The organism is Paenibacillus sp. FSL K6-1217 (assembly GCF_045040735.1).
GTDB lineage: Bacteria > Bacillota > Bacilli > Paenibacillales > Paenibacillaceae > Paenibacillus_AQ.
The window spans coordinates 572,684-595,148 of record NZ_CP150271.1 but is presented as its reverse complement, the minus strand read 5'-3'; the positions used below and the strand labels follow the sequence as shown (position 1 = coordinate 595,148).

Annotated in this window: 16 protein-coding genes; 2 read left to right on the top strand and 14 right to left on the bottom strand. The window is 54.0% G+C overall.

Annotation, left to right across the window (positions count from 1 at the left end; translation table 11 throughout):
- Positions 1 to 348 precede the first annotated feature (348 nt).
- From MHH28_RS02325 to sbnA, 3 genes are all read right to left on the bottom strand, one after another.
- Positions 349 to 1,656, bottom strand: a complete 1,308-nt coding sequence (locus MHH28_RS02325) for an alkaline phosphatase family protein (protein WP_405111244.1) — start codon at positions 1,654 to 1,656, stop codon at positions 349 to 351.
- Position 1,657: 1 nt separating this feature from the next.
- The gene (locus tag MHH28_RS02320; protein ID WP_405111241.1) at positions 1,658 to 2,884 is read right to left on the bottom strand and encodes an MFS transporter; all 1,227 of its coding nucleotides are present in this window, start codon (positions 2,882 to 2,884) and stop codon (positions 1,658 to 1,660) included.
- A 187-nt stretch (positions 2,885 to 3,071) separates the two neighbouring features.
- Positions 3,072 to 5,279, bottom strand: coding sequence for a 2,3-diaminopropionate biosynthesis protein SbnA (gene sbnA / locus MHH28_RS02315; RefSeq protein WP_405111239.1), 2,208 nt, complete (start codon positions 5,277 to 5,279; stop codon positions 3,072 to 3,074).
- Between the two features lie 171 nt (positions 5,280 to 5,450).
- Here sbnA and MHH28_RS02310 point away from each other — a divergent pair, with 171 nt between their 5' ends.
- Entirely contained in the window at positions 5,451 to 6,272 is an 822-nt protein-coding gene (locus MHH28_RS02310) for a YheC/YheD family protein (protein WP_405111237.1), read from the top strand.
- Positions 6,273 to 6,321: 49 nt separating this feature from the next.
- On the opposite strand, the gene MHH28_RS02305 is transcribed toward MHH28_RS02310, so the two are convergent.
- The 5 genes from MHH28_RS02305 to MHH28_RS02285 all read right to left on the bottom strand — a co-directional run bounded on the left by MHH28_RS02305 (position 6,322) and on the right by MHH28_RS02285 (position 12,397).
- A complete protein-coding gene (locus MHH28_RS02305; RefSeq protein ID WP_405111235.1) occupies positions 6,322 to 7,029 on the bottom strand; it encodes a response regulator in 708 nt (235 codons plus the stop codon).
- A complete protein-coding gene (locus MHH28_RS02300; protein ID WP_405111232.1) occupies positions 7,026 to 8,771 on the bottom strand; it encodes a histidine kinase in 1,746 nt (581 codons plus the stop codon). Before MHH28_RS02300 ends, MHH28_RS02305 begins: the two co-directional genes overlap by 4 nt.
- A gap of 96 nt (positions 8,772 to 8,867) precedes the next feature.
- The gene (locus tag MHH28_RS02295) at positions 8,868 to 10,445 is read right to left on the bottom strand and encodes an extracellular solute-binding protein (RefSeq protein ID WP_405111229.1); all 1,578 of its coding nucleotides are present in this window, start codon (positions 10,443 to 10,445) and stop codon (positions 8,868 to 8,870) included.
- Between the two features lie 69 nt (positions 10,446 to 10,514).
- Positions 10,515 to 11,396, bottom strand: a complete 882-nt coding sequence (locus MHH28_RS02290) for a carbohydrate ABC transporter permease (RefSeq protein WP_405111226.1) — start codon at positions 11,394 to 11,396, stop codon at positions 10,515 to 10,517.
- 17 nt (positions 11,397 to 11,413) lie between these two features.
- On the bottom strand, positions 11,414 to 12,397 hold the full coding sequence (locus MHH28_RS02285) for an ABC transporter permease (protein WP_405111223.1): 984 nt from the start codon (positions 12,395 to 12,397) through the stop codon (positions 11,414 to 11,416).
- 506 nt (positions 12,398 to 12,903) lie between these two features.
- On the opposite strand from MHH28_RS02285, the gene MHH28_RS02280 reads away from it, so the two are divergent.
- A complete protein-coding gene (locus tag MHH28_RS02280) occupies positions 12,904 to 13,740 on the top strand; it encodes a helix-turn-helix domain-containing protein (protein ID WP_405111220.1) in 837 nt (278 codons plus the stop codon).
- A 605-nt stretch (positions 13,741 to 14,345) separates the two neighbouring features.
- Here the strand turns inward: MHH28_RS02280 and MHH28_RS02275 are convergent.
- The 6 genes from MHH28_RS02275 to MHH28_RS02250 form a co-directional block, all read right to left on the bottom strand.
- The gene (locus tag MHH28_RS02275; protein WP_405111217.1) at positions 14,346 to 15,428 is read right to left on the bottom strand and encodes an endo-1,4-beta-xylanase; all 1,083 of its coding nucleotides are present in this window, start codon (positions 15,426 to 15,428) and stop codon (positions 14,346 to 14,348) included.
- A gap of 44 nt (positions 15,429 to 15,472) precedes the next feature.
- Entirely contained in the window at positions 15,473 to 17,056 is a 1,584-nt protein-coding gene (locus tag MHH28_RS02270; RefSeq protein ID WP_405111215.1) for a glycoside hydrolase 43 family protein, read from the bottom strand.
- Between the two features lie 29 nt (positions 17,057 to 17,085).
- A complete protein-coding gene (locus MHH28_RS02265; RefSeq protein WP_405111212.1) occupies positions 17,086 to 19,005 on the bottom strand; it encodes a carbohydrate-binding protein in 1,920 nt (639 codons plus the stop codon).
- A gap of 208 nt (positions 19,006 to 19,213) precedes the next feature.
- Positions 19,214 to 20,275 (bottom strand): ABC transporter substrate-binding protein, encoded by a 1,062-nt coding sequence (locus MHH28_RS02260; RefSeq protein WP_405111209.1) that lies wholly within the window; start codon positions 20,273 to 20,275, stop codon positions 19,214 to 19,216.
- 190 nt (positions 20,276 to 20,465) lie between these two features.
- Complete coding sequence (gene yjfF, locus MHH28_RS02255; RefSeq protein WP_342549230.1) at positions 20,466 to 21,434, bottom strand: galactofuranose ABC transporter, permease protein YjfF; 969 nt, start codon at positions 21,432 to 21,434, stop codon at positions 20,466 to 20,468.
- Positions 21,424 to 22,464: an ABC transporter permease gene (locus tag MHH28_RS02250; RefSeq protein ID WP_405111205.1), complete on the bottom strand. Its 1,041-nt coding sequence runs from the start codon at positions 22,462 to 22,464 to the stop codon at positions 21,424 to 21,426. The genes yjfF and MHH28_RS02250 overlap by 11 nt, the downstream gene beginning before the upstream one ends.
- Position 22,465: the final 1 nt, after the last annotated feature.

Below are 22,465 nucleotides of genomic sequence, written 5' to 3'. Positions count from 1 at the left end.
TATACAACTGTTGTCCGGGAAGCGCTCATTCGTTCATCAGCAAGTGGACGAAATCCACCTATTTCCTTAGGTAAACGCCACTCTACTACGCGCCAGCACATGTATTCGGTTTGAGTAAATTATGTTCACTTCTCCATATACATTCGGCCTACGCGTACTCGCACCCCACAGCCGCAACACCGTATAAGCAAGCTATCATCATATTTGCCGGTACAATCAACGATAAAAAAGCCCAACCCGGCTGCCGCGTATGCGGACATCCTGATCAGACCAATTCAAGTAGCTCTTTTCACCATTCATACCATTCGTCATACTATCCATCATTCACACTACCATTACTATCCCCCGCTACTCTTCAAAAATCTCCTCCAGCACCCGCCCATCGCCTGGTCCGAAATCAATCCCCAGAATGCGTCCCATCGTCGGGGCGATGTCGACCATCTCCAGCGCACCGATAGCATAATCCTGCTTGATCCCTGCGCCTGCGATGACCAGATTGCAGCAGTATCCGCTTGAATCCGGGGAGTAGCCGTGTGTAGCATAGCGTATGCCCTCAGCCTGCAGATCGTTGACCAGCGTATCCGTTAGCGCTTCATCGAAGCTGTAGCCCCGGCGGGCTTCAAGCATGACCTTAGCCACCGGGCTGGCATGGAGCTGCTTCAACATCTCTGCCGTGTATACGCTCTCAATGCCTGCTGCTCCATCATGCATAAATTCATTAACAGCCGCCAAGGCCAGCCGATGCGCCTCCTCATCTCCGGGCTGCACATGCAGATAAGCCGAACCGCCGCCGCTCTGGAAGTACGCCCGCCAGTGCATGACACCGTCCTTCTCATAGATCAGCCCCTTAGCCTGCAAAAGATTGTTCAAATGCAGCTTGTAGCGCACATTGAACTGACCATGGTCGCCAAGCACCATGATCACCGTCTCCTCCCGGATTCCGGCATCCTCTACCACCTGGATGATCTCCCCCAGCCGGTTGTCCATCCTCAGGATGACATCATCTACTTCCCCGCTGTCCGTGCCGTATAGATGCTTGGTGTCATCCAGGTCAATCAGATGCATCATGAGCAGGTTCGGCTTATGGCGCTTAATTGTATCGGCGGCACACTTCGTGGTGAAGTTATCAAGCTGCGGCTGGGCGATGCCCTGCCTGATCCGTCCGTATTTCAGCTCCAGCCGGGCGCAGTACAGGGGACTCCCGCTTCGCAGCACCTTGAGCGCCTGATTCTCCCCCTTCAGCGCCCGGATCTCCGGGATATTATACTGAATCGACGACTTGCCGGTTACCGGCCAGAGCAGCCCCGCCGTACTTAAGCCCTGCGCCCGCGCGGCATCATATATCGTCGGCACCTGTACCGCCTCCCGGAACCAGAACCAGCGCTGATCCTCCTCCGGCACGAACGGCTGCAGCGGATTGTTGTGGTGAATGCCATGCTTATCCGGGTAGACGCCGGTTGCGATTGTCGTATGCACCACATAGGTGAGTGTGGGATAGACACTTCTCAGACGGTTACTGTAGGCTCCTGCGGCGATCAGCTTGGACAGATTAGGCAGGCGGCTGGCCATCTCCCAGTGATCTTCAGAGAAAGCATCATAAGAGATAACGATCAGATGCTTGGCAGCAGAGGGTGGTTGCAGTCCAGTAGATTCCATACTATGTCCCCTTAGGCAGAGTGATGAAGATGAAGAAGCCGATCAGAAACAGCGGGATAATTGACAAAATACTGTAGCGGGCATCGCCGGTCAAGGTAGTGGTCAGAGACATTAAGGCAGGGCCGAGAATCGCCGCGAACTTGCCGAAGATATTATAGAACCCGAAGAATTCATTGGAATTCTCCTTCGGGATGATTTTGGCGAAATAGGACCGGCTCAGCGCCTGAATGCCGCCCTGTGCCGAGCCGATCAGCGCACCCAGCAGGAAAATATGCCACACCGAGCTAATGAAGAACGCTGCGATACAAGAAATAACGTAGGTGAATATCCCGGCAATAATCAGTTTCCGGGCGGAGTAGGTTTTGGCCAGATTGCCATAGAGAATCGCACAGGGAAAGGCAATAATCTGGATGATAAGCAGAATCCCCAGCAGCGTGAAGGTATCCAGGGAATCTGTGCCGAGGACGGAAGTGGCGTAGGGCACAACCATTTTGATAATCGTATCTACTCCGTCAATATAGAAGAAGTAAGCGAGCAGGAATACAAACACGATTCTGTGCTGGCGGATATTCCTGAAGGTGGCCGCAAGGCGCTGGAAGCTCCGGGCAACCGGCTTCGGCTCAGGCTCGATATAATATCTCTGCCGTACATCCCGGATCATCGGCACCGTCAGCAGACCCCACCAGAGCGCCGTAATGATGAACCCGATCTGGTAGCCGATGGCCTTGTCCATTCCCAGCAGGAAGATCAGCAGCAGACTGATGCCGAACGGAATACAGCTGAAGATATAGCCGAAGGCGAAGCCTCTGGTTGACACCCGGTCCATCCGTTCATCCTCCGTAATATCCACCAGGAAAGAATCATAGAAGATATTGGCCCCGGCGAAGCCGACCGCTGACAGAATGTAGAAGGCGATAAGCAGCTGCCATTGCCCGCTGTCCGGGGACACGAAGGCCAGTGAGGCGGTAGCGAGCACACCAAGCGCAGCGAAAAAAATAAAAAACCGCTTCTTCCGGTCTTTATAATCGGCAATGGTGCCCAGAATCGGACTGAGCACCGCGACCAGAATACTGGCGATGGAGTTGAAGTACCCCAGGTCCATGCTGCTGCCCACATTATTGAACATCCCGAAAATAATCGGCAGCAGCGCCGTAGTGACAGCCATCGAATACGCGGAATTCCCGCAGTCGTACAGAATCCACGATTTCTCCTCTTTGCTTAGCTTCATCTCATCTTCTCCTCTTATAACCGGCTGGTTCAGTTATATCACGCGAACATCTGAACCATGTTAATGGGATGTAAAATCACTTGTGGATCTGGGATTACGATTACGTCCATCATACCATAGGCCTTCTTACCAATGCGCACAGATCCTGATTATTTCAGCAGAGCATTCCCGTTCTCCCCTGTTGGGGTCACGCCAGGAACTCTTCCGTGGCTGACAGCAGCTCCGCTCCGAATTGGTTCTGAACCCAAGTGTCCGAGTATACCGTATCGAGATACCGTTCTCCCTTATCATGCAGGATGGCGGCGCAGACCGCGCCGGGAGGGATCTCCTGCTTCAGTTGCCGTATAGCGGCAAGCACTGCCCCGGAGGAGGCTCCGGCCAGAATGGATTCCCTCTGGACAAGCGCCCGGCAGCCCTTCACCATATCGGCGTCGGTAACATGCACAATCCGGTCGATCAGCTCCGTCCTGCACAGCGGAGGCACGATACCGGCACCCAATCCAGGGAACCGCCGCTGCTTCGAATTGCCGCCAAAAATAGCGCTGCCCTCTGCATCCACCGCGACTATTCGGGTCCGCAGCCCCTTGTCCTTCACGTATTCTGCCAGACCGCGGATCGTTCCGCAGGTACTGACGCTGCAGAACAGATAATCGACCTGCCCCAGCTCCTTCACAATCTCCGGCATGGTCGTATCATAATGTGACAGGTGGTTATTGGGATTGGCATACTGATTCGGCCAATAGCTGCCCGCTGTCTCCGCAAGCAGCTGCTGCACCCGCTTCAGACGGGCCGGCAGAAATTCTCCGCTGTCAGGATCAGGGCGGTCAATGAAATCAATGGTCGCACCCAAGGCCTTCAACAGCTGAAGATTCATCCCGGTGGTTCTGACATCCACCACACTGATGAGGGTCATCCCCAGCTGCTTGCATATCATGGCCAGGCTGATCGCCATATTCCCGGAGCTGGATTCAATAATAACGGTCCCCGGCCCGATAAGCCCTTCCTTCCAGGCCTCCCGGATCATCCATAGGGCTGGACGGTCTTTTGCGCTTCCTCCGGGGTTCATCAGCTCCATTTTGGCATATACGCTGAACCCGCTCTCGGGAAACAGATGGTCCAGCTTGAGGAGTGGTGTATTTCCGATGGACGCTAAGATACCGCTGGCAAGCTGCGGCTCTGCCCTGTCCTGCATGGGGGCAAGCTGATAATACAGCTTCTTGTTCTTCACCTGCCCGCCCGCCAGCTCCCCGCCCTCTGCCGTCAGAATGACTTCAATATCGTCAAGCAGATGATTTGCGATCATCAGACCAATCTCCGGGATGCATGCCCTGATCTCTTCCCTGATGACCGGAATGCAGGAGGGATCTGCTGACCTGCTCTGGATATACACGGATAATGCATTATGGCTGACATGAACCCGGACCCTGGCCTGCTGAAGATGACGGTAGACCACCTGTTCAATATCGTAGATGCTGATTTTCTCCCCATGCTTCAGCTCACGGCCCACCCGTTTGACGATGGACTGGAAGCTCTGCCGCTCCGCCCCGTCTACCTGCACAGTCCTGAAATCCCTCACAACATCATAGGTGACAAACCGGAGGGCTGGCAGCAGCTTACGCACGGTTGAAGTTAACACCAGAATTCCTTCGCCGTTACCCAGCGGGCCGAGTCCTTCTCCTACGATCTTCGTTCCGACGGTTTCGGCAACGATGCCTTCAGCCAGCAGATACCGGCCGAGCTCATGCGAATAATAAGCAAACGTGCCGATTTCAATTGAGCCGTACGTATCGGTAATATCCTCCGGCTTCAGGCCGAACAGGCGGGCCATATTCTGCTGCCACTCCTGTGTAGCGATCTCGCCGACCAGAATGATTTTGCGGATTCCGAACGTGCGGGGGTCCTCCGCAGCGTATACGATATGATCCAGAATCGAGGGCATGGTGTACAGCAGGTCGGGCTGGAAAGCCTGAATACGCTCAATATGCTGTTCTACCGGCAACTCGAAGGGAATGGAGCTGTTCACCAGTCCCAGCCGTGCAAAAATAGCCAGCGCCGTATTCGCAGCATGTCCGGTTCCCATATCCGCCAGCGCCCGGGCACATCCGCTTCCCTGAAGCAATTTCCCGAACAATCTGGTTTTGATATCGATATAATGCTGTTCATCCTCTTCCGAATAGACGATTGATTTACGCCGTCCTGTACTGGTGCCCGAGGTCCGGTAGACGGCAAGAGAAGGTTCGGGTTCGCCCGCATAATAATGAATATCCAGCAGATCCGAAGTCATAAGGGGAAGCTGCTCCAGACTGTAATTCACGTGCTTATCGCTAATGAGGTCCTTGTACCAGGGGAAGTACCTGATTACTTCGTTTACTTTATCCCGCAACTGCTCCGCCATTCCTTTCGACGCCTCCCGCACCGGTGGCCTGAACGCAGCCTCCCGGATGAATACCTTCATTAATCTATGTAACATTCTGCCTGTGTGTTCAGCCCCGGGGCATCTGCCCAAGCCAAAGCCGGCTCTGTACCGTACTATAACCTATTAGAGTCTATAGGACGGGGGATTGGCATGAAGGAGCAAATCAGCCGAATATCCAATAAATTAACGAAGACAAGGGTACTGGCGAAGAAGGCTGAATTAAAGAGACATATCCCGGAGACCCGGCAATTAAGCCGGAGAGTACTCCAGGCCATGCTGCAAAATCATCAGATGGTCTACATTAAGCCCTGCTGCGGTTCGTTAGGCGAAGGGGTCATACGGGTTGAACAGAGAACACCAGGAAGCGGAAGCGGTGCGGATTCGGGAACCAGGCGGTCCTACCGCTATCAGGCAGGGACAAGGATACGCACATTCAGTAATTATAGCGAGACCTATCAGTCCCTCCTGGAGGAGACCCGTGGCCGATCCTATCTGGTGCAAAAGGGCATCCGGCTGCTGACTTACGGCGGACGGCCTTTTGATATCCGCGTGATGGTGCAGCGTAATCTTCAGGGGGAGTGGGAGGCTACAGGAGCTGCGGGACGCGTGGCACATCCGCACAAGGTGGTTACGAATGGCAGCCAGGGCGGAACCATCTATCCGGTGGAGACGCTGCTGAAGGCCTACACCCGTTCCGAGAAGCGCAAGACTCTGCTTGCCCAAATGTACGGACTTGGCGTGAAGTGCGCCATCCAGTTAAGCTCTGCCTATCCCGGACTTAAGGAAATCGGCCTGGATGTGGCCTTGGACCGGCGGCTGACTCCCTGGATTCTGGAAGTGAACACCGCCCCTGATCCCTGCCCGTTCACCAAGCTGAAGGATACCCGGATGCTGAACCGGATCGTAAGATACGGCACAGCCTACGGGCGTACGTACAATCTGAAGTGCCGGAAGGCCAAGAGAGGCGTGTAGGTACAGCATGCCCCATCCTTGCGCCCGGCCTCCCGGCCGAGCGCAAGCTTCAGTGGTCTTCCCGGTAAGCCCCCGGGGTGCTCCCGGTATACTTTTTGAACACCTTGTTGAAGTAATGCTTGTTCTCATACCCGACCCGGCGTCCGATCTCACCTACCGGCAGATCCCGGTGGAGGCTCAGGAGCTTCTGCGCTTCCTTGATCCGGGTGGTATTCAGGTAATTGACAAAGGTATCACCCGTGACCTTCTTGAACAGGCTGCTGATGTAATTCGGATGAAGATGCATCAGCTCGGCCAGATGATCCAGGGACAGGTCATTCATATAATTCAGCCGGGTATAGGCAAGAATCCGCTTGGCATGAGGCGGACAGTCCGTACTGTCCAGGGAGGGAAGATTCCGGTTCACCTGACTCAGCAGCCGGGCTACCTCCTCCTTATCCACCGGCTTCAGCAGGTAGTCCACTACCCCGTAGCGGAGCGCCCGGCGGGCATATTCGAAGTCATCATGTCCGGTAAGAATAATGAAGCGCTCACATAAACCGTTCTCCTTCGCCTCCTCCATCATCTCGAACCCGTTCTTCTCCGGCATATGCAGATCGGTTACCGTCACATCCGGCATGTATTCCTTCATAATCTGAAGCGCCTCGAAGGCGTCACCGGCCTCGCGGATCTCAGCTCCGACCGGCGCGGCTCCGCCAATCACCTTCACCAGCCCTCCAAGGATAATCGGCTCATCGTCTACGATCAGAATTCTCATGCTTGCTCAGCCGCTCCTTTCGATAGGATGATGGTCAGGCAGGTCCCCTTGCCCTCTTCACTCTCAAGAACCAGCCGTGAAGTCCCGCTATAGAATGATTTAATCCGTTCGCTGACATTATACAAACCCACGCCTCCCTCCGCCTCCTCCTGAGTCCTCACCTCTTCTCCGCGGGATAACCGGGCGCGAATAAGCCGCACCTGTTCTTCAGGAATGCCAATGCCGCTGTCCGACACGCTGATTCGAATCTCATCCGCCGTCTCCTTCGCCTGAATCAGGATATGGACCGGCCGCAGCGTCACAGCAGCTCCGTGAATAATACTATTCTCAACCAGCGGCTGGAGGATGAATCTTGGACAGATCAGGGTCTTCGCAGCCACAGCGATATCGACCTCGTAGGTAAGTCTTTTTTGCAGCCGCATTTTGTGAATATTGAGGTAGAAAACTACGGTCTCAAGCTCTTGGGAGAGAACGGTATGATCGTCCTGGGCGGACAGGCTGTAGCGCATCAGCTTACCGAACCAGTAAGAGATCTCCGCCACTTCCTTGTCGTTGTTCGATTCGGCCAGCATGCGGATGGTCTCCAGCGTATTATAGAGAAAATGCGGCTTGATCTGGGCCTGGAGCACCTTGTAAGCGGCTTCCTTATTGCGCAGCTCGGCCCGGTGAACATTGTTGATCAGCTCATCCATACGCAGGAGCATCGAATTATAAGTCTCAGTCAGGAAGCTGATCTCATCCCTGCGGCCCGGCTTATCTTCCTTGCTGATGGACTGCTTCAGGTTGTCGTCGTTCAGATTGCGCATATGCCGGGCGAGCCGGAGAACGCGCTTCGTAATCGTTGATGCGAGTGTGTAATAGGCGAATGACAATAACGCAAGCAGCACCGCGAATGTCGTAATCATCACCAGCTCCTGGCTCCTGATCGAGCGGAACACCTCGGATACCTTGCCGATGACGGCGACACGTACGCCCAGTTCCTTCATATATAGCTGATTAACAATGACCTCCCGGTTGATAAAATAGGTCTGCGCTTCTCCCGAAGTCAGTCTGCTCCAGGTGGCATCGTCTACCGCTGCGGGGATACCTTCCCGCTCCAGCGGCCCGCCCTCTGCCGGCAGAAGCAGCGCGGTCCAATCCCCTCCGCCTGTCGCCCGGTAGAATTTGCGGATCAGCTCACTGCCGACCCGCAGCTCCAGCAATCCCACAATCTCGGTAAAGTCATTATTATATATTTTCTGGTAGAATACCAGCGGGGGCGCTTCCACCTCAGGATCGGGAATGATCCATTTGCCCTGTCCCGGCCGCAGCATACGGGTAGCCTCGGCACCCTGTTCGTTCAGCGCTGATATATCGAGCAGCCGGTCAGTAATGGGCAGCACGCCCTGCTTGGTTATATAGATTCTGAACGTGTCGATCTCAGGACTGATATTAAGCGATTGCAGAATCACCGGATTGATATAACGGTTATAGGCATATACGCTCTCTGAGTCCGTCTCATAGCTGCCGTCCAGATAGTCGGTGACATACGGGTTGTACTGGAGCATACGCTGGGTGGAATCAATCCGGGCCAGATCCGCCTTCATATTGGCATAGGCCTGCTCCAGTATCTTTTGACGGCTCTCCACAAACTGGCTGCTTACACTGTCATAGATCTTACTATAGTAATAGTAGCCAAACGTAACTACAGGAATAAAAATCAGAAAGATATACCCTACTATCATTTTGCGTACAATGCTCAAGGCAGTCTGTCCCTCCGGTGCCCGACTTGTGTTCTCTAATCCTACCATGAACATGTAAAACCCGGTAGAGACAGGTCTCTACCGGCAGGAGTTCGCTTACTTAAATAAATCCTTTTTCTTCTGATAGGTCGCATTCGCCCAGTCGGTCAGCTTCTGCAGGCCAATGTTCTCTGCATTCTTCAGCATATTCTCATAGGCTGCTACTGCGGCTTCCTCCGATTCAGCCAGATAGATTTTGACCTTCTCATTCTTGACCATCTCATCGATCTTGGTCTTAATGGTCTTCTCCTGTGAATCCGGCTGAGTCTGGATCAGGCCGATCTCCGGCTTGTAGATGCGGATCGACTTCAGATCCATCAACGCCTGAGTTTTCTGCAGTTCAGGAACATAGGACAGCATGCCTTCAGTAACTCCATCGTTATAGAGATACCACCACTTAATCCCGTTGCTGTTCACGAAATCGGCATCGGACGGGTTGTATTTGAAATCGGGGTGGCCCTCTTCATTCCAGGTCCAGTGTACCCCTTCGACTCCGAACATCGTCAGCTTCTTACCCTCGTCGCTGGCCAGATACTGCAAGAATTTGATGGAGGCCTCCGGGTCCTTATTCTTCTTGGTGATGAAGGTTCCGGAGAAGCCGAGTCCTGAGCTGACTACCTTGGCATCCTTCGACAATACGCTTGGCAGCATCTTGAAGGAGAAGTTCCCCTGATTGCTCTTGATCTTGATGTTATCGGTATCTGCCGTGGATACAGTATGGCTATGGGCGAAGGCTTTGCCGCCCGTAGCATATTGATCATCAATCTGGTCATTGGCCAGTGCGAAATTCTCAGCCAGGATATAGCCATTGCGGTACAGGCTATTCATGAACTTGAAGAAGTCCAGCATCTTGGGCTGCCTGATCGCATATTCCACCTTGCCGTCCTGTTCATACCAGCCGTCGAGCAGAGTCTCCGTACCGAATTGGGCCAGGAAATACTGTTCGATCCAGTCCTTGTCCATGATCAGCGGGACCATCTCGGGATATTTCTCCTTGACCATGCCCAGCACCTTGACGAAATCATCCAGGGTCTTGATCGGCGGATTCCCCAGCTCCTTCAGAATATCCTCCCGGACCGCGATGCCCGGGTTGCCGTCGCTACCTAACGAATATTTACTATTCTTCATCTCCTCCTGGGTCGCAAAGGAGTTCCGCACGGTATAGAACTTGCCGTCATCCATGGTATGAATGGCAATCCGGGTCTTGTCAATCTTGAAATCCGGCGCATATTTCTCAATCAGCTCATTCCAGGAATATGACAGCTTCGAGTCGGATAACCGGTCTATGTTGGAAGAGGTGAACACCAGGTCCGGCAGGTCACCGGAGGCAATCATGAGCGGAAGCTGCTTATCATCGGTAGCGACCGTAACCTTGAGCTTCACTCCTGTCTTCTCGGTAATCATGTCTGCGACCGGGCCCTTCCATTCCGTAACCGGGTACCACGACGCATCGATGAAGAGGCTTAACTCCTTCACCTGTCCGGGCTTGGCCGGCGCATTCCCGCCTGCTGCGGCGTCCGGGCTGCCGGACGGGGCGGGCTGGGTGGTATTTCCCCCGTTACCGCCGCAGGCGGATAACACTACGGCCATTGAGAGTGCGGCTGCGACGATCTTGAAGCTTCTGCTTTTGTTCAAGCTAATCCCTCCATGATTGAATTAATGAGCTGTATGAGCGATGGAACATTTGAACACCGAAGCACTGGCCTAGCCTTTTACCGAACCCAGCATGATTCCAGAAACGAAATACTTCTGCAGGAACGGGTACACACAGATAATGGGAACAATGGAAACGACCATTGAGGTCACCTGTAACGAAAAGCTGGTCACCCCCGCCGAGGCACTGTTGGCTACAGCCAGCGAATCCATCGGAGAGTTGCTCTTGTTGATGACCTCCATCATGCGGAAGGCCAGCGTACGCAGCTCCTCGGACTGGACGAAATAAGCCGAATCCAGCCAGGAATTCCATTGCCCGACCCCCATGAACAAGGCCATAGTCGCCAGCACCGGCGTTGAGACCGGCAGGATAATCCGGAAGAAGATCGTAAGCTCCCCGGCCCCGTCAATATGCGCTGACTCTTTTAGCTCACCGGGAATCTCGCGGAAGAAGGAGATGGCAATGAGCAGGAAGAACGTGCTGAGCATGGACGGGACAATGTAGACTGCGAACGAATTGAGCAAGCCCAGTGAACGCAGCACCACATAATAAGGAATCAGTCCGCCCGAGAAGTACATAGCAAATACAATCACTGTGAAATAGACCTTGCTAAATAACAGATCACGATGTGACAAGCCGTAAGCGACGATGCTGGTAAGCAGCAGTCCGAGCAAGGTGCCGGACACCGTCCGCAGTACGGAGACCAGGAACGCCTTCACCCACTTGGGATCATCCATGAACACCCGGTAATTCTCCAGGGTAAAGTTCCGGGGCCACAGATACACCCCGCCCAGCAGCGAGTCTGAGCCTTTATTAAATGAAGCTATTAACACATAATAGAACGGGTACAGCATCGTGAGCATAATAATGAACAATACCACATAGATCACGCTGTCAAAAACAAAATCCTTCTGCCGCTGACTCTTCAGCATAGCCTTCCCTCCTCTCTCTAAAACAGACTGGAGCCCGATACCCGCTTAGCGATATAGTTACTGGAGAAAATCAGCGCTACAGATATCACCGATTGAATTAAATCGATCGCCGCTGCATAGGAGAACCGCCCGTCGCTTAACCCCACCCTGAATGCGTAGGTCTGGACAATCTCTGAGGTTGGATTATTGATACTGTTGCCGAGCAGGTAGGCCTGCTCGAAGTTTGAACCAACCAGTCCGCCGCCGAGAATGCTCCCGATGGTCAGTACCAGGACAACAACGATGGTTCCCTTCATCCCCGGCAGGGTGATATTACGGATACGCGCCAGCCTTCCGGCTCCGTCAATCTCTGCGGCCTCATAGAGCGAGGGGCTGATCCCCGAGATCGCCGCCAGAAAAATAATCGTCCACCAGCCCATCTCCTTCCACACCGCACTCCCTACCGCCAGCCCCCAAAAGTAATTCGGACTGGTCAGGAAGGCCAGCGGCTCATCCGTGAAGCCCATCGCCATCAGCGCCTTATTGACCACACCGACATCGGCGGACAGGAAGGCATAGGAAACGCCAACCACGACCACCCAGGAGATAAAATGCGGCAGATAGCTGATCGTCTGCACAAACCGCTTGAAGGCCATGTGCTTCACTTCGTTCAGCATGATCGCCAGCAGGATCGGCGCCGGGAAGGCGAAGATGACCTTCAGCAGACTGAGGACCAGCGTATTGCGGACCAGCTTGCCGAATTGATAGTCATGGATGAATTCATCGAAATACCTCAGCCCGACCCAATCGCTGGTGAAGATTCCTTTGATGCCGCCGGAGATGCTGTAATCCTTGAACGCCATTAGGATGCCGAACATCGGAGTGTACGCGAAGATCAGCAGATAGATCATGCCTAGCCCGACGAACAAATGCAGTACTTTCTGTTTTTTAAACCGCTTCCATAAAAACGACCGCCGGCCGCCGCCGGTTCCGGGACTTTTTGGCTGTGTTTCCAATTCCATATGCGCTCCTCCCTCGTACCTTTAGTTTACCTTCCAGGGGAGGGGCGCCGTAAGCTCACATTCTTAAGAAAGCGTTGTCATTTTTGAATACGGCTAAGACATACTTAACTGGCTCCATCTACATTATTTATATAAATTGAACTAATTATTTTTATGTTTTGGGATTAGCCGCGACTCCAGAGAAGTTTTGGACTTCCGGCCGCTGTTGTCTTTGGATTTCCTAATTGTAACCGCTCTTCGCGGTAGAAATCCAAATACAAAGGCGGACGCTACCGCTCCTACAGTTCCAAAATTCCCCTCCGCCCCTTTTCCTTTAACTTGAGTTTTCAAGTTCAATCTATATAGTTGCATAAACGCCTATAAAATCCAGTTAATTCTGCCAGCCTGTTGGGGTATTGCGCAGGAAATCCAAATATTCACTATAGTGACGACTGGGCATAGAGCCAGTGGCTGATATTCAGCTTATAATAGTAGTATTATCATTTTAAAGGGTACAGGTGCCGATTATGAACTCTATGGAATACGGACTCAACGAGGGTCCAATGGTAAAAGGGAACGGGTACAAGCCCCCCAATCTGCACAGATGGGGACCCGGCGTCCGGGATGTATATGCGCTGCATTATATCGTAAGCGGCAGAGGTTACTTGAAGACCGGTCAAACGGTGCACCCTGTGGAGACGGGCGAGAGCTTTATGATTTTTCCGCAGACGGAGGTGTACTACTATCCTGATCCGCAGGACCCGTGGGCCTATTGCTGGATTGAATTCAGCGGAGCGGAGGCGTCGCGCTTACTTGCCATGATCCATATCTCACCGGACCAGCCCGTTGTGTCGTCCGCCCCGCAGGATTTCAGGGCCATGTTCGATCAGGTCAAGGGCTATGAATTGGAGCCGTACGCACGGGAGCGCTCGGATGCGGGACTGCATCTGCTGCTGTCGTATTACATGGAGTATTATCCGAGCGAGCGGGCCAGTCTCAAGAAGGACTATGTAGGTTCGGCGAAGGCCTATATCGAGAGTAACTATTGGAAGTCTTCCTTATCGGTGCTGGATGTGGTGGAATATGTGACTATTGAGCGCAGTTACCTGTTCCGTCTGTTCAAAAAAGAGACCGGCACCTCCATCTCCGGCTACCTGACCACCGTGCGTATCCAGCGGGCCTGCGAGCTGCTGGCGGAATCGCGGCTGTCGGTTAAGTCCTTGTCCTACTCAGTCGGTTACCACGACCCGCTGTACTTCTCGAAGATATTTAAGAAGGTGACTTCCTACACGCCGTCGCAGTACAGGAAGGTGTATAGGGAGGGGACGGTGTCCCTTCCTGCGGCGGATGGGCGTGAGGAGTGAGATTGGCGGGCGCGTGGATAACTTACGTGTGCGGGTGAGTGGTGCTGGTGGTGTTTGTGTTTGTGTTTGTGTTTGTGTTTGGTTTTTCACATACGATTGGCCTAACGCACCTCTGCACCAACACATTTGAGCTGTATCCAACTAATCAGGTGCACTAATGCACCTCATTTCCGCTCGCAGCCGACTTTCGCCGGATTCAAGTGCACTAATGCACCTTATTTCCGCTCGCAGCCGACTTTCGCCAGATTCAGGTGCACTAATGCACCTCATTTCCGCTCACAGCCGACTTTCGCCAGATTCTAGTGCACTAATGCACCTCATTTCCGCTCACAGCCGACTTTCGCCAGATTCAAGTGCACTAATGCACCTTATTTCCGCTCGCAGCCAACTTTTGCCGGATTCAGGTGCACTAATGCACCTCATTTCCGCTCACAGCCGACTTTCGCAGGATTCAAGTGCACTAATGCACCTCATTTCCGCTCGCATGCCCAAGGTGTTCGATTTTTCACATACAATACAACCTAGTCAAAAAAGGGCTGCTCCCGGCGCATTGCGCAACGGGAGCAGCCCTTAAGTAATGTTACATACCGCGTGCCTGCTTCAGCTTACTCGGCCGGAACGGGCTCCAGCACCGGCTGGAGATCCAATTGAAGGTCTGGCTCAACCACACTGTCCGGCTGGATCACACTGTCCGTGATGTCCTGGCTATCGGTGGATTCCATCAGGGCTGACGAGCCGCCCAGGTATTGCTTCAGCCATTTCATCGCCGGACGTTCTGTGCCATTGGAATTCACCAGATGGGTATTCGGCTCCCAGGTCTGGTTCTGGATGTAGCCCCAGAGAGTGATGCCTTTGACCGATGGATGGTTCCAGAGGACAGGGAACTTCTGTTGGTATCTGGCAAGCTGGGTGTTGTCATCGCCGGTCATGTCCAGCTCGGAGACGTAAATAGGCAGGCCGGTGGCAGCAAGCTTATTCAGTACGGTATTCATGGTGGAGACACTGACCGTATTCATATTGAAATGATGGCACTGAATGCCGATGCCGTCGATCAGACCTCTGGATTTCAGGATATTGATAATGTTCACGTATTTGTCGGCCGCGCTGGGATCACCGATAATGCCGTATTCATTGATGTGCAGCTTGGCGTTCGGGAAGGCGGCTCTGGCCTGCTGGAAGGACCAGATTACCCAATCCCACCCGGTGCTTCCGTCGCCACCGATGGCATTACGGTAAGAAGGCTTGGCATGCAGCGGTTCATTGACGACATCCACGAAGGCAGTCTTCGCAGAATAACGCTGACCTGCCTGAGTAATGAAGGAGCTGATCTCAGCCTTCTGCTCCGAAGCCGATAGACCGGCGACCCAGTTAGGCTCCTGGTTTCCCCAGACCAGGGTATGGAATTTGAACGGGATGTTCTTGCTCTGCGCATAGTTATAGATCATATCCGCATTGCCCCAGTTCATCTGATTGCGGTTGCCTTCAATCGATCCCCACTTGGTGCCATTCTCAGGCGTCACCTGGTTCCAGTACGTGGTGAAGTTGCTTGGAGCACTGCCTGCAATGATATTCCCCAGGAACTTAGGTCCATTGGTTAATGCCGCGCTGGCATTGCCTGCCATCACTGAGGTGAGCAGGACACTCGCTAAGGCGAGCCCGCCCACAACCTTCTTGATTCTGTTCTTCAATAGAATACATCTCCTTTGCATAATTGGTTTCTACTTCAAACAAGCTATTCCAGGCGCAGATAATCAAAATCAGCATAGCCGCCTGCTGACTTCGTCGCATAATTGAACAAGGCAAACCGGTAACCCATAAAGTGCGGCAGCGTATAGGACATCTGAAGCGTGTTGCCCACAGAGGTCCAGTTATTGCCGTCCAGACTATAGGAGAAGTACGCCTTATCAGTCTGATTGGTGAAATCACAACTCACCTTGAGGTAGACCCTGTTCTGGCTGAGCGGCACACCCGCCACTTCAGTCATGGACCCGGAGCCGGCATTGACCATCACAATGGACTTGGCATTGCCGGACATCTTCACACCGACGAAGCCGTATTTGGCCTGAAAAGCAGCCAGTCCGGCAACATCCCCGTCCTTCATTCCGCCCGTCTCCAGAGCGGTGACGCCTGTGCTCTTCGGTCCGAACGTCCGCTGGGTCAGTGTGTTCCGGGCATTCAGCAGGCTTGTACTTACCTTGCCGGTCGTCAGCCGCATGAAGCCTTGGCGCTGGGTCAGAGACCACTTCGAGTTATCGGGGTTGTGGTTCCACTGCCAGACCTTGGCTAATCCGTTTCCACTCGAAGGCGCCGTGAATTCGTCTGACGCGTACACCTTCTTCACTGGATACCCTTCAACGGGCAGGTTCAGGGTCCGCGGCGCTTTGCCGCCGCTTCCGAAGACCGGCCAGTTGCCGGAGAAGGTCACCGGGACAAGATACGGCATCCGTCCGACCGCCCCGCTGTCCCTGAAGAGCATCGCATACCAGGAGCCGGATGGCGTGTCCACGATCCCGCCCTGGGCAATGCCCGAGTCGTTAAGCGACACCTGACCCGTATAGCCTCCGGTTAAGCTGGTGGAGCGGTAGGTCAATTGTGTGCGGCCGCTTCCCGAAGGCCAGCAGATCAGGAACACATAATAATAACCGTTAATCTTCTGGATATGCGCGCCTTCCGCCTTCACGATGAAGTTCGAACCGGCAATACTGCTGGAGTTCGGGATGATCACCTGGCTGAGTCCGCCGGACTTGATGGCCTTGGCATCTGCCGTCAGCTCAATGAGGCTGATATTATCCACCCCGTACACCAGGAAGACCCGGCCATTGTCGAACAGCAGCGAAGCATCGTGATAGTAGCTGCCCAGGACCGATGAGGTCCAGGGGCCATTTTCAATATTCGTGGTCTGATAGATATAGGTCCGGCCGGTTGAATTGGACCCGAAGGACACATAGTAGATCCCGTTATTGTATCGCAGGCTGCTGGCCCAAGAGCCCTTGCCGTACTCATTCTGTCCGTTGTTCAGATTCTGCGCATCCCCGTTAGCATAGGTATCATAGACGTAGTTCACAATCTCCCAGTTCACCAGATCATAGGACTTCATGACGGGAACACCTGGGGTCATATGCATGGTGGTGCTGGTCATGTAATACACATTGCCTACCCTAATAACGTCATTGTCCGGGGCATCGGCATAGATGAACGGATTGGTAAAGGTTGCAGCGGCAACCGCAGAAGGATTGAACAGGATGCCGAGCAAGAGTGACATTGCCAGCAGGTACAGCCCTGTTTTTCTAAAAATATAAGAATTTCCACTGGCCATCGCCCTGCTCCTCCCGCCTGCTTGTCCGCTCATTGGCTCCATTCAATATAATCCACATAGGCATCCCAGCTTCCATTGTCCGTGGTTACGACCAGCTTGACCTCCTGATTGCCGGTAGCGTGGGTCACATTCGTCAACGTCTGAACGGAAGGCGTCGTGCCGCTGAAATTGAAGGAGCCAACGTTCACTCCGCCGATCAGCAGATCTACTCTGGCCGCAGCGGAACTGTTAGAAGCCCCACGAACCGAGAAGTTATGCGTGCCGTAGGCATAATATTGATTGAACGCAGCAGCGTCATCATTACCGTAGAGTGCCACTCCATTGAAAGGAGAGGTGATCTTGCCCGCATAGGTCCCGCTTAACGTCATATCCTCGGCTTCCACCTTGCTCACAGGAGGAGGCGTTGTGCCGCCATCGCCGCCCGTAGAGAACTGCCAGTAATCGAAGTTGAACAGATTGCCGGAGCCTGATCCGGTGAAGACCAGATAGAGCCGGTGAACGCCTGTCACATTGCTGACAGTGGTCGATACCTCCTGCCAAGCTTGCGCCCCTCCTGTGGAAGGAACATTAAGCGTGCCGACCAGCGGTCCGGTAGCACTGTCGAGCCGGATTTCGATTTTACCGCCGCCTGTGGCAGAGGCCACGTTAGCCTTGAAGCTGGACGCGCCGGAACCGAAATCGGCATTGCCTACGGCAACCCAGTCTCCATTGTTAATATTGGTCACATTCATGTTGCTGACAGGACCGCCCGCAGCCTGCGTACGTTCCGTGGTAATGCCTGCATTCCAGCCGATCGTTTCGGCTTCCACTCTGGTGAACGGATTCAGATTGGCAATCTGGGCAATGCCCGCCATATCTCCCTGAACCTCCTGAATGGTTCCGTTCGCATTATGGACCAGCTTGTTGATATGCGGAGAACGGTAGCCTTTACCGTCACCAAGCACGGCCTTCGCCACAGTCTGGGCGTGATAGACTACATACCATTGGTTGTTGAAATTAAATACCGCATGGTGGTTGTTGCCGCCTACCCCGAAGAAGGTGTATGGATTCTTCAGGAAATGTCCGGTGTACGTAAATGGCCCCATCGGACTGTTGCTGACCATATACCCGATTTCACCTGCCGGATAGGCAGCCGGGTGCGTGCCGGAGAAGTTGAAGCAATACGAGTAATAATATTTGCCGCCGTACTTGTGGATGCCCGAATCTTCAAACATATAGGGAGCATCAATGGTGGATGCGCTTCCAACAATGCTTGTCATATCCGCACCGAGTCTCAGTACGCGGGCTGTCTTGGGATTGGCTATAGACGCCGGGTTCGAGGTGTTGGGGATGCCCCCGCCGGCATACAGGTATCCGCTGCCGTCGTCATCGACCAGCACTGCCGGGTCAAACAGCCAGGTCACCCCGGACATTCCCGGTGTATTGCCTGTCACCAGTGCTTTGCCCAGCGGATCGGACCAGGGGCCTATCGGAGAGTTGGCTGTCAATACCCCGATGCCTGAAGCCCCGTTGGCGAAGTACAGGAAGAATTTGTCCTGTCCGTTGATTTTTTTGACGGCTGCTGAAGGTGCCCAGGAGAGCGAGGCCCATTTGGCAATGCCCGCAGAACCGTTGACATTATTGGCTCCGGCTACCGGAATGGCGCCATGGTCTGTCCAGTTCACCATATCGGCCGAAGAGATGACATTGATTTTGTTCAGTGCGCTGAAATCATTGTCCTTCACGGTTCCGTTGCTGTTATAGACATAGGCATCACTCGACATATAGATATAGACTCTTCCGTTATACGTCAATGCGAAGGGATCGGCACCCAGCTTGTGGTCCATCAGCGGATTGGAATTTCCCGGCTGTTTGGCTGTAGCATTCCCTGCCGCCTGAGCAGACAGCATGGGCAGACAGCCCAGCAGCAGCACAAAGGTTATCGCAAGCACCGAGAGCTTTTTGAACATTGGCATTCTCCTCCATTACGAGTTTGTGTAAACCCTTTCAATCAATCGGATGCGTTACTTATGCCGGAAGCTCACAATCCTCCCCTCCTATAGAATTACTTGAATGAATCTACTAATATTTGTTATTCGAGTTCATCTTAATATACTTCTGCCCAATGAACAATGTAGATTTTTGTTTGAAAAGTTGAAATTTTTTGGTTTTTTTGTCTTAATATTTGCGGTTGTTGATCTCTATTACAGCCAGCTCCTGGGTGTATATATCCTCCGGGGTCACCATCCGCTTCGGCAGGGTCCGTCCGGCCATAATCTCCTTCACGGCTTGCATCAGCAGAGGCCCGAGCAGCGGATTACATTCGACCACCGCGTTGATGCTTCCCGCCACCATCTGCTCGAATGCCCGCCGCGTCCCGTCCACCGACACAATGATTATATCCTCCCCCGGCACAAGCCCGGCCTCCTTAATGGCCTCTACCGCGCCGATCGCCATATCGTCATTGTGGGAATAGAGTACGCGGGGCCACTGCTCTTTCGGCTGCTGCAGGAAGGTCTTCATCACCTCATGACCGCCGCTGCGCGTGAAATCCGCCGGGGCGCTCAGGGTAATCCGCAGGTTCGGCTGATCCGCGATCAGCTTGCGGAACCCGCGCCCGCGGTCGATGGACGGCGTTGAGCCTATGGTCCCCTGCAATTCGGCAATGCGGATCTCTTCGCTGTGATGGCGCATCTTGTCCCTCACATACTTAGCCGCCTTCACCCCTTCTTCGTAGAAGTCAGAGCCGATGAACGTGACATAGAGCGAGCTGTCCGGTACATTCACTGAACGGTCCAGGATAATCACCGGAATTCCGGCCTGTTTAATCTCCAGCAGAATCGGCTCCCAGCCGGTCTGCACCACAGGCGCAATGGCGATCACATCGACTCCGCTGCGGATAAAAGAACGGATGGCTTCGAACTGCTGCTGCTGATCCTGCTCGGCGTTCTTCAGCAGCAGCGTAATCCCCGCCTCCCCGGCGGCTTCGCGGATCGAGGCGGTGTTCGCTTCCCGCCAGGTACTCTCCGACCCGAGCTGGGAGAAGCCCAGCACGATAGGCTTGTTGTCAGCGGCAATCTCCGCTGCGGATGGCAGCAGGCCTGTAAGGGCCGCAGGAGAAGGCTCGGACATGGGAATCGACTGTGGCCCGCCGTTATTTCCGCCACCCGTGCAGCCGCCCGTCAGCATCAGTGTTAGGACGAAGAACAGCAGCACCAGGCACTCTTTTACCGTTCGCAAGCAGATCCCCCCCTTCCGTATGATAGCGATTACAATTATATAGCAAGTGGAAACGGCTTTGCCATCCTTTTAAAGGACGGCATTCGTTTCGGCGAGAAATAGAAGGATAATGTATAGCGTGAAACATATACATTCTTATATTTCAATAAAATGGAGAGACAAGTATAATTTGTCTCTCCATGCGCAGTGCTTATTCTTTTAAAGTCAGCCGCCTGGAGCTTAGCACCCGCTGCAGCAGGATGAAGATGAACAGCAGCAGGCCGATGACGATCTTCGTCCACCAGGAGCTGAGTGTGCCCTCGAAGCTGATAATCGTCTGAATTACGCCTTGAATCAGTACACCGAAGAAGGTGCCCAGCACATATCCTACACCTCCGGTCAGCAGTGTGCCGCCAATGACGACCGCAGCGATAGTATCCAGCTCGAAGCCGACGGCATGCAGCCCATACCCCGACAGCATGTAAAAGGTGAACACCACGCCTGCCAGCGCCGAGCATAGCCCGCTAAGCGTATAGACCAGCACCTTGGTTCTCGCCACAGGCAGCCCCATCAGCAGTGCCGATTGCTCACTGCCCCCAAGGGCATACACATTGCGCCCGAACCGGGTATAGTGGGCCGTGAAGATAGCGGCTGCTACGACAAGTATAGCGATAACAGCGCTGATGGAGAGGAAGCTGCCGCCCGGCAGCGGAATTCGCGTCTGGGCCATAGCGGTATAGAAGGTGTTATCAATAGTAATGGTATCGATGCTGATCACATAGCATAAGCCCCGGGCCAGGAACATTCCGGCCAGTGTGACGATGAACGGCTGGATGGAGAAATAATGAATAATCGCTCCCATAGCCGTGCCGAATACCGCACCCATCAGGAGCACAAGCGGGATCACCACGGCGGGCGGCCAGCCCTGCTGCTGTACCAGGCTCGCCGAGACCATTGTGGATAACGCAATCACCGAGCCGACCGAGAGATCGATGCCGCCGGACAGGATGACGAAGGACATGCCCACCGCCGTGATAAGCAGAAAGGCATTGTCTACCAGCAGGTTCATCAGCACCTGTAGGGAGAAGAATCCCGTGTACCGGAAGGAACCGGCGGTGAACATGACGATGAACAGCAGAATGGTGACTACAATCGGAATATACTTGCGGTTAAGAGACACGGCGGCTCATCTCCTTCTCAGCGGGGTAATGCCGCGACTTCCAGCGGGCGGCAACCGCAGCGCGGAAGGTGTCCGACTGGATCAGGCAGACGGCCAGAACGACACAGGCTTTGACGACCAGCGTAATCTCCGGCGGGACGCCGATCATATAGATGGTTGTAGTCAGCGTCTGGATGATCAGCGCCCCGATCACGGTGCCGGTAAGATAGAAGCGGCCTCCGTTCAGCGACGTTCCGCCGATTACAACGGCCAGAATAGCGTCCAGCTCATACCAGAGACCGGCATTGTTGCCATCGGCGCTGGAGACATTCGAGCTGAGCAGCAGTCCGGCGATGCCCGCGCATAAGCCGCAGAAGACATAGACAGCCAGAATGACTAAGTGGGCACGGATGCCGGACATCCTGCTGGCGGCCGGATTGCAGCCCACCGATTCGATGAACAGGCCGAGAGCCGTCCGCCGGGTAAGCAGCAGGGCGATCACCAGCACCAGCGCTACGACAAAAATGGAGAACGGCAGCGCTGCCAGCGAGCCGGAACCGATGTACGCATACTTGGTGCTGGTTACCGTGATTATCTGTCCGCCGGTAATGAGCTGGGCGATGCCCCTTCCCGCAACCATCAGGATCAGCGTGGCAATAATCGGCTGAATCCCGGCTCCGGCGACCAGCAGTCCGTTCCAGGCTCCCAGCAGCAGCGACAGGCCAGCGGCCAGCAGCACCGAAGTCAGAATCAGCCCCATGCTGTTCTGATCCGCTGCTCTGCTGATGCTCAGACAAGCAATCGCTCCCGAGATAGCGACTATGGAGCCGACCGACAGGTCAATTCCCTTGGTAGCCACTACCAGCGTCATCCCGATAGCCACCAGAATCAGCGGGGCGCCGAAGTTCAGAATATCGATCAAGCTGCCGTACAGATGCCCGTCATGGACGGTGATGGAGAAGAAATCCGGCGAATAACACAGGTTGAACAGCAGCAGTGCAGCCAGCACACACAGCGGCCAGAATAGATGATGCTTCATTATTGAGCTCATG

Excerpts from the sequence above, each read along its gene's own strand:
- MHH28_RS02265 (WP_405111212.1), bottom strand. The coding sequence starts at position 19,005 with ATGTTCAAAAAGCTCTCGGTGCTTGCGATAACCTTTGTGCTGCTGCTG.
- MHH28_RS02325 (WP_405111244.1), bottom strand. The coding sequence starts at position 1,656 with ATGGAATCTACTGGACTGCAACCACCCTCTGCTGCCAAGCATCTGATC.
- sbnA (WP_405111239.1), bottom strand. The coding sequence starts at position 5,279 with ATGGCGGAGCAGTTGCGGGATAAAGTAAACGAAGTAATCAGGTACTTC.
- MHH28_RS02285 (WP_405111223.1), bottom strand. The coding sequence starts at position 12,397 with ATGGAATTGGAAACACAGCCAAAAAGTCCCGGAACCGGCGGCGGCCGG.
- MHH28_RS02290 (WP_405111226.1), bottom strand. The coding sequence starts at position 11,396 with ATGCTGAAGAGTCAGCGGCAGAAGGATTTTGTTTTTGACAGCGTGATC.
- MHH28_RS02320 (WP_405111241.1), bottom strand. The coding sequence starts at position 2,884 with ATGAAGCTAAGCAAAGAGGAGAAATCGTGGATTCTGTACGACTGCGGG.
- MHH28_RS02305 (WP_405111235.1), bottom strand. The coding sequence starts at position 7,029 with ATGAGAATTCTGATCGTAGACGATGAGCCGATTATCCTTGGAGGGCTG.
- MHH28_RS02280 (WP_405111220.1), top strand. The coding sequence starts at position 12,904 with ATGAACTCTATGGAATACGGACTCAACGAGGGTCCAATGGTAAAAGGG.
- MHH28_RS02270 (WP_405111215.1), bottom strand. The coding sequence starts at position 17,056 with ATGGCCAGTGGAAATTCTTATATTTTTAGAAAAACAGGGCTGTACCTG.
- MHH28_RS02250 (WP_405111205.1), bottom strand. The coding sequence starts at position 22,464 with ATGAGCTCAATAATGAAGCATCATCTATTCTGGCCGCTGTGTGTGCTG.
- MHH28_RS02310 (WP_405111237.1), top strand. The coding sequence starts at position 5,451 with ATGAAGGAGCAAATCAGCCGAATATCCAATAAATTAACGAAGACAAGG.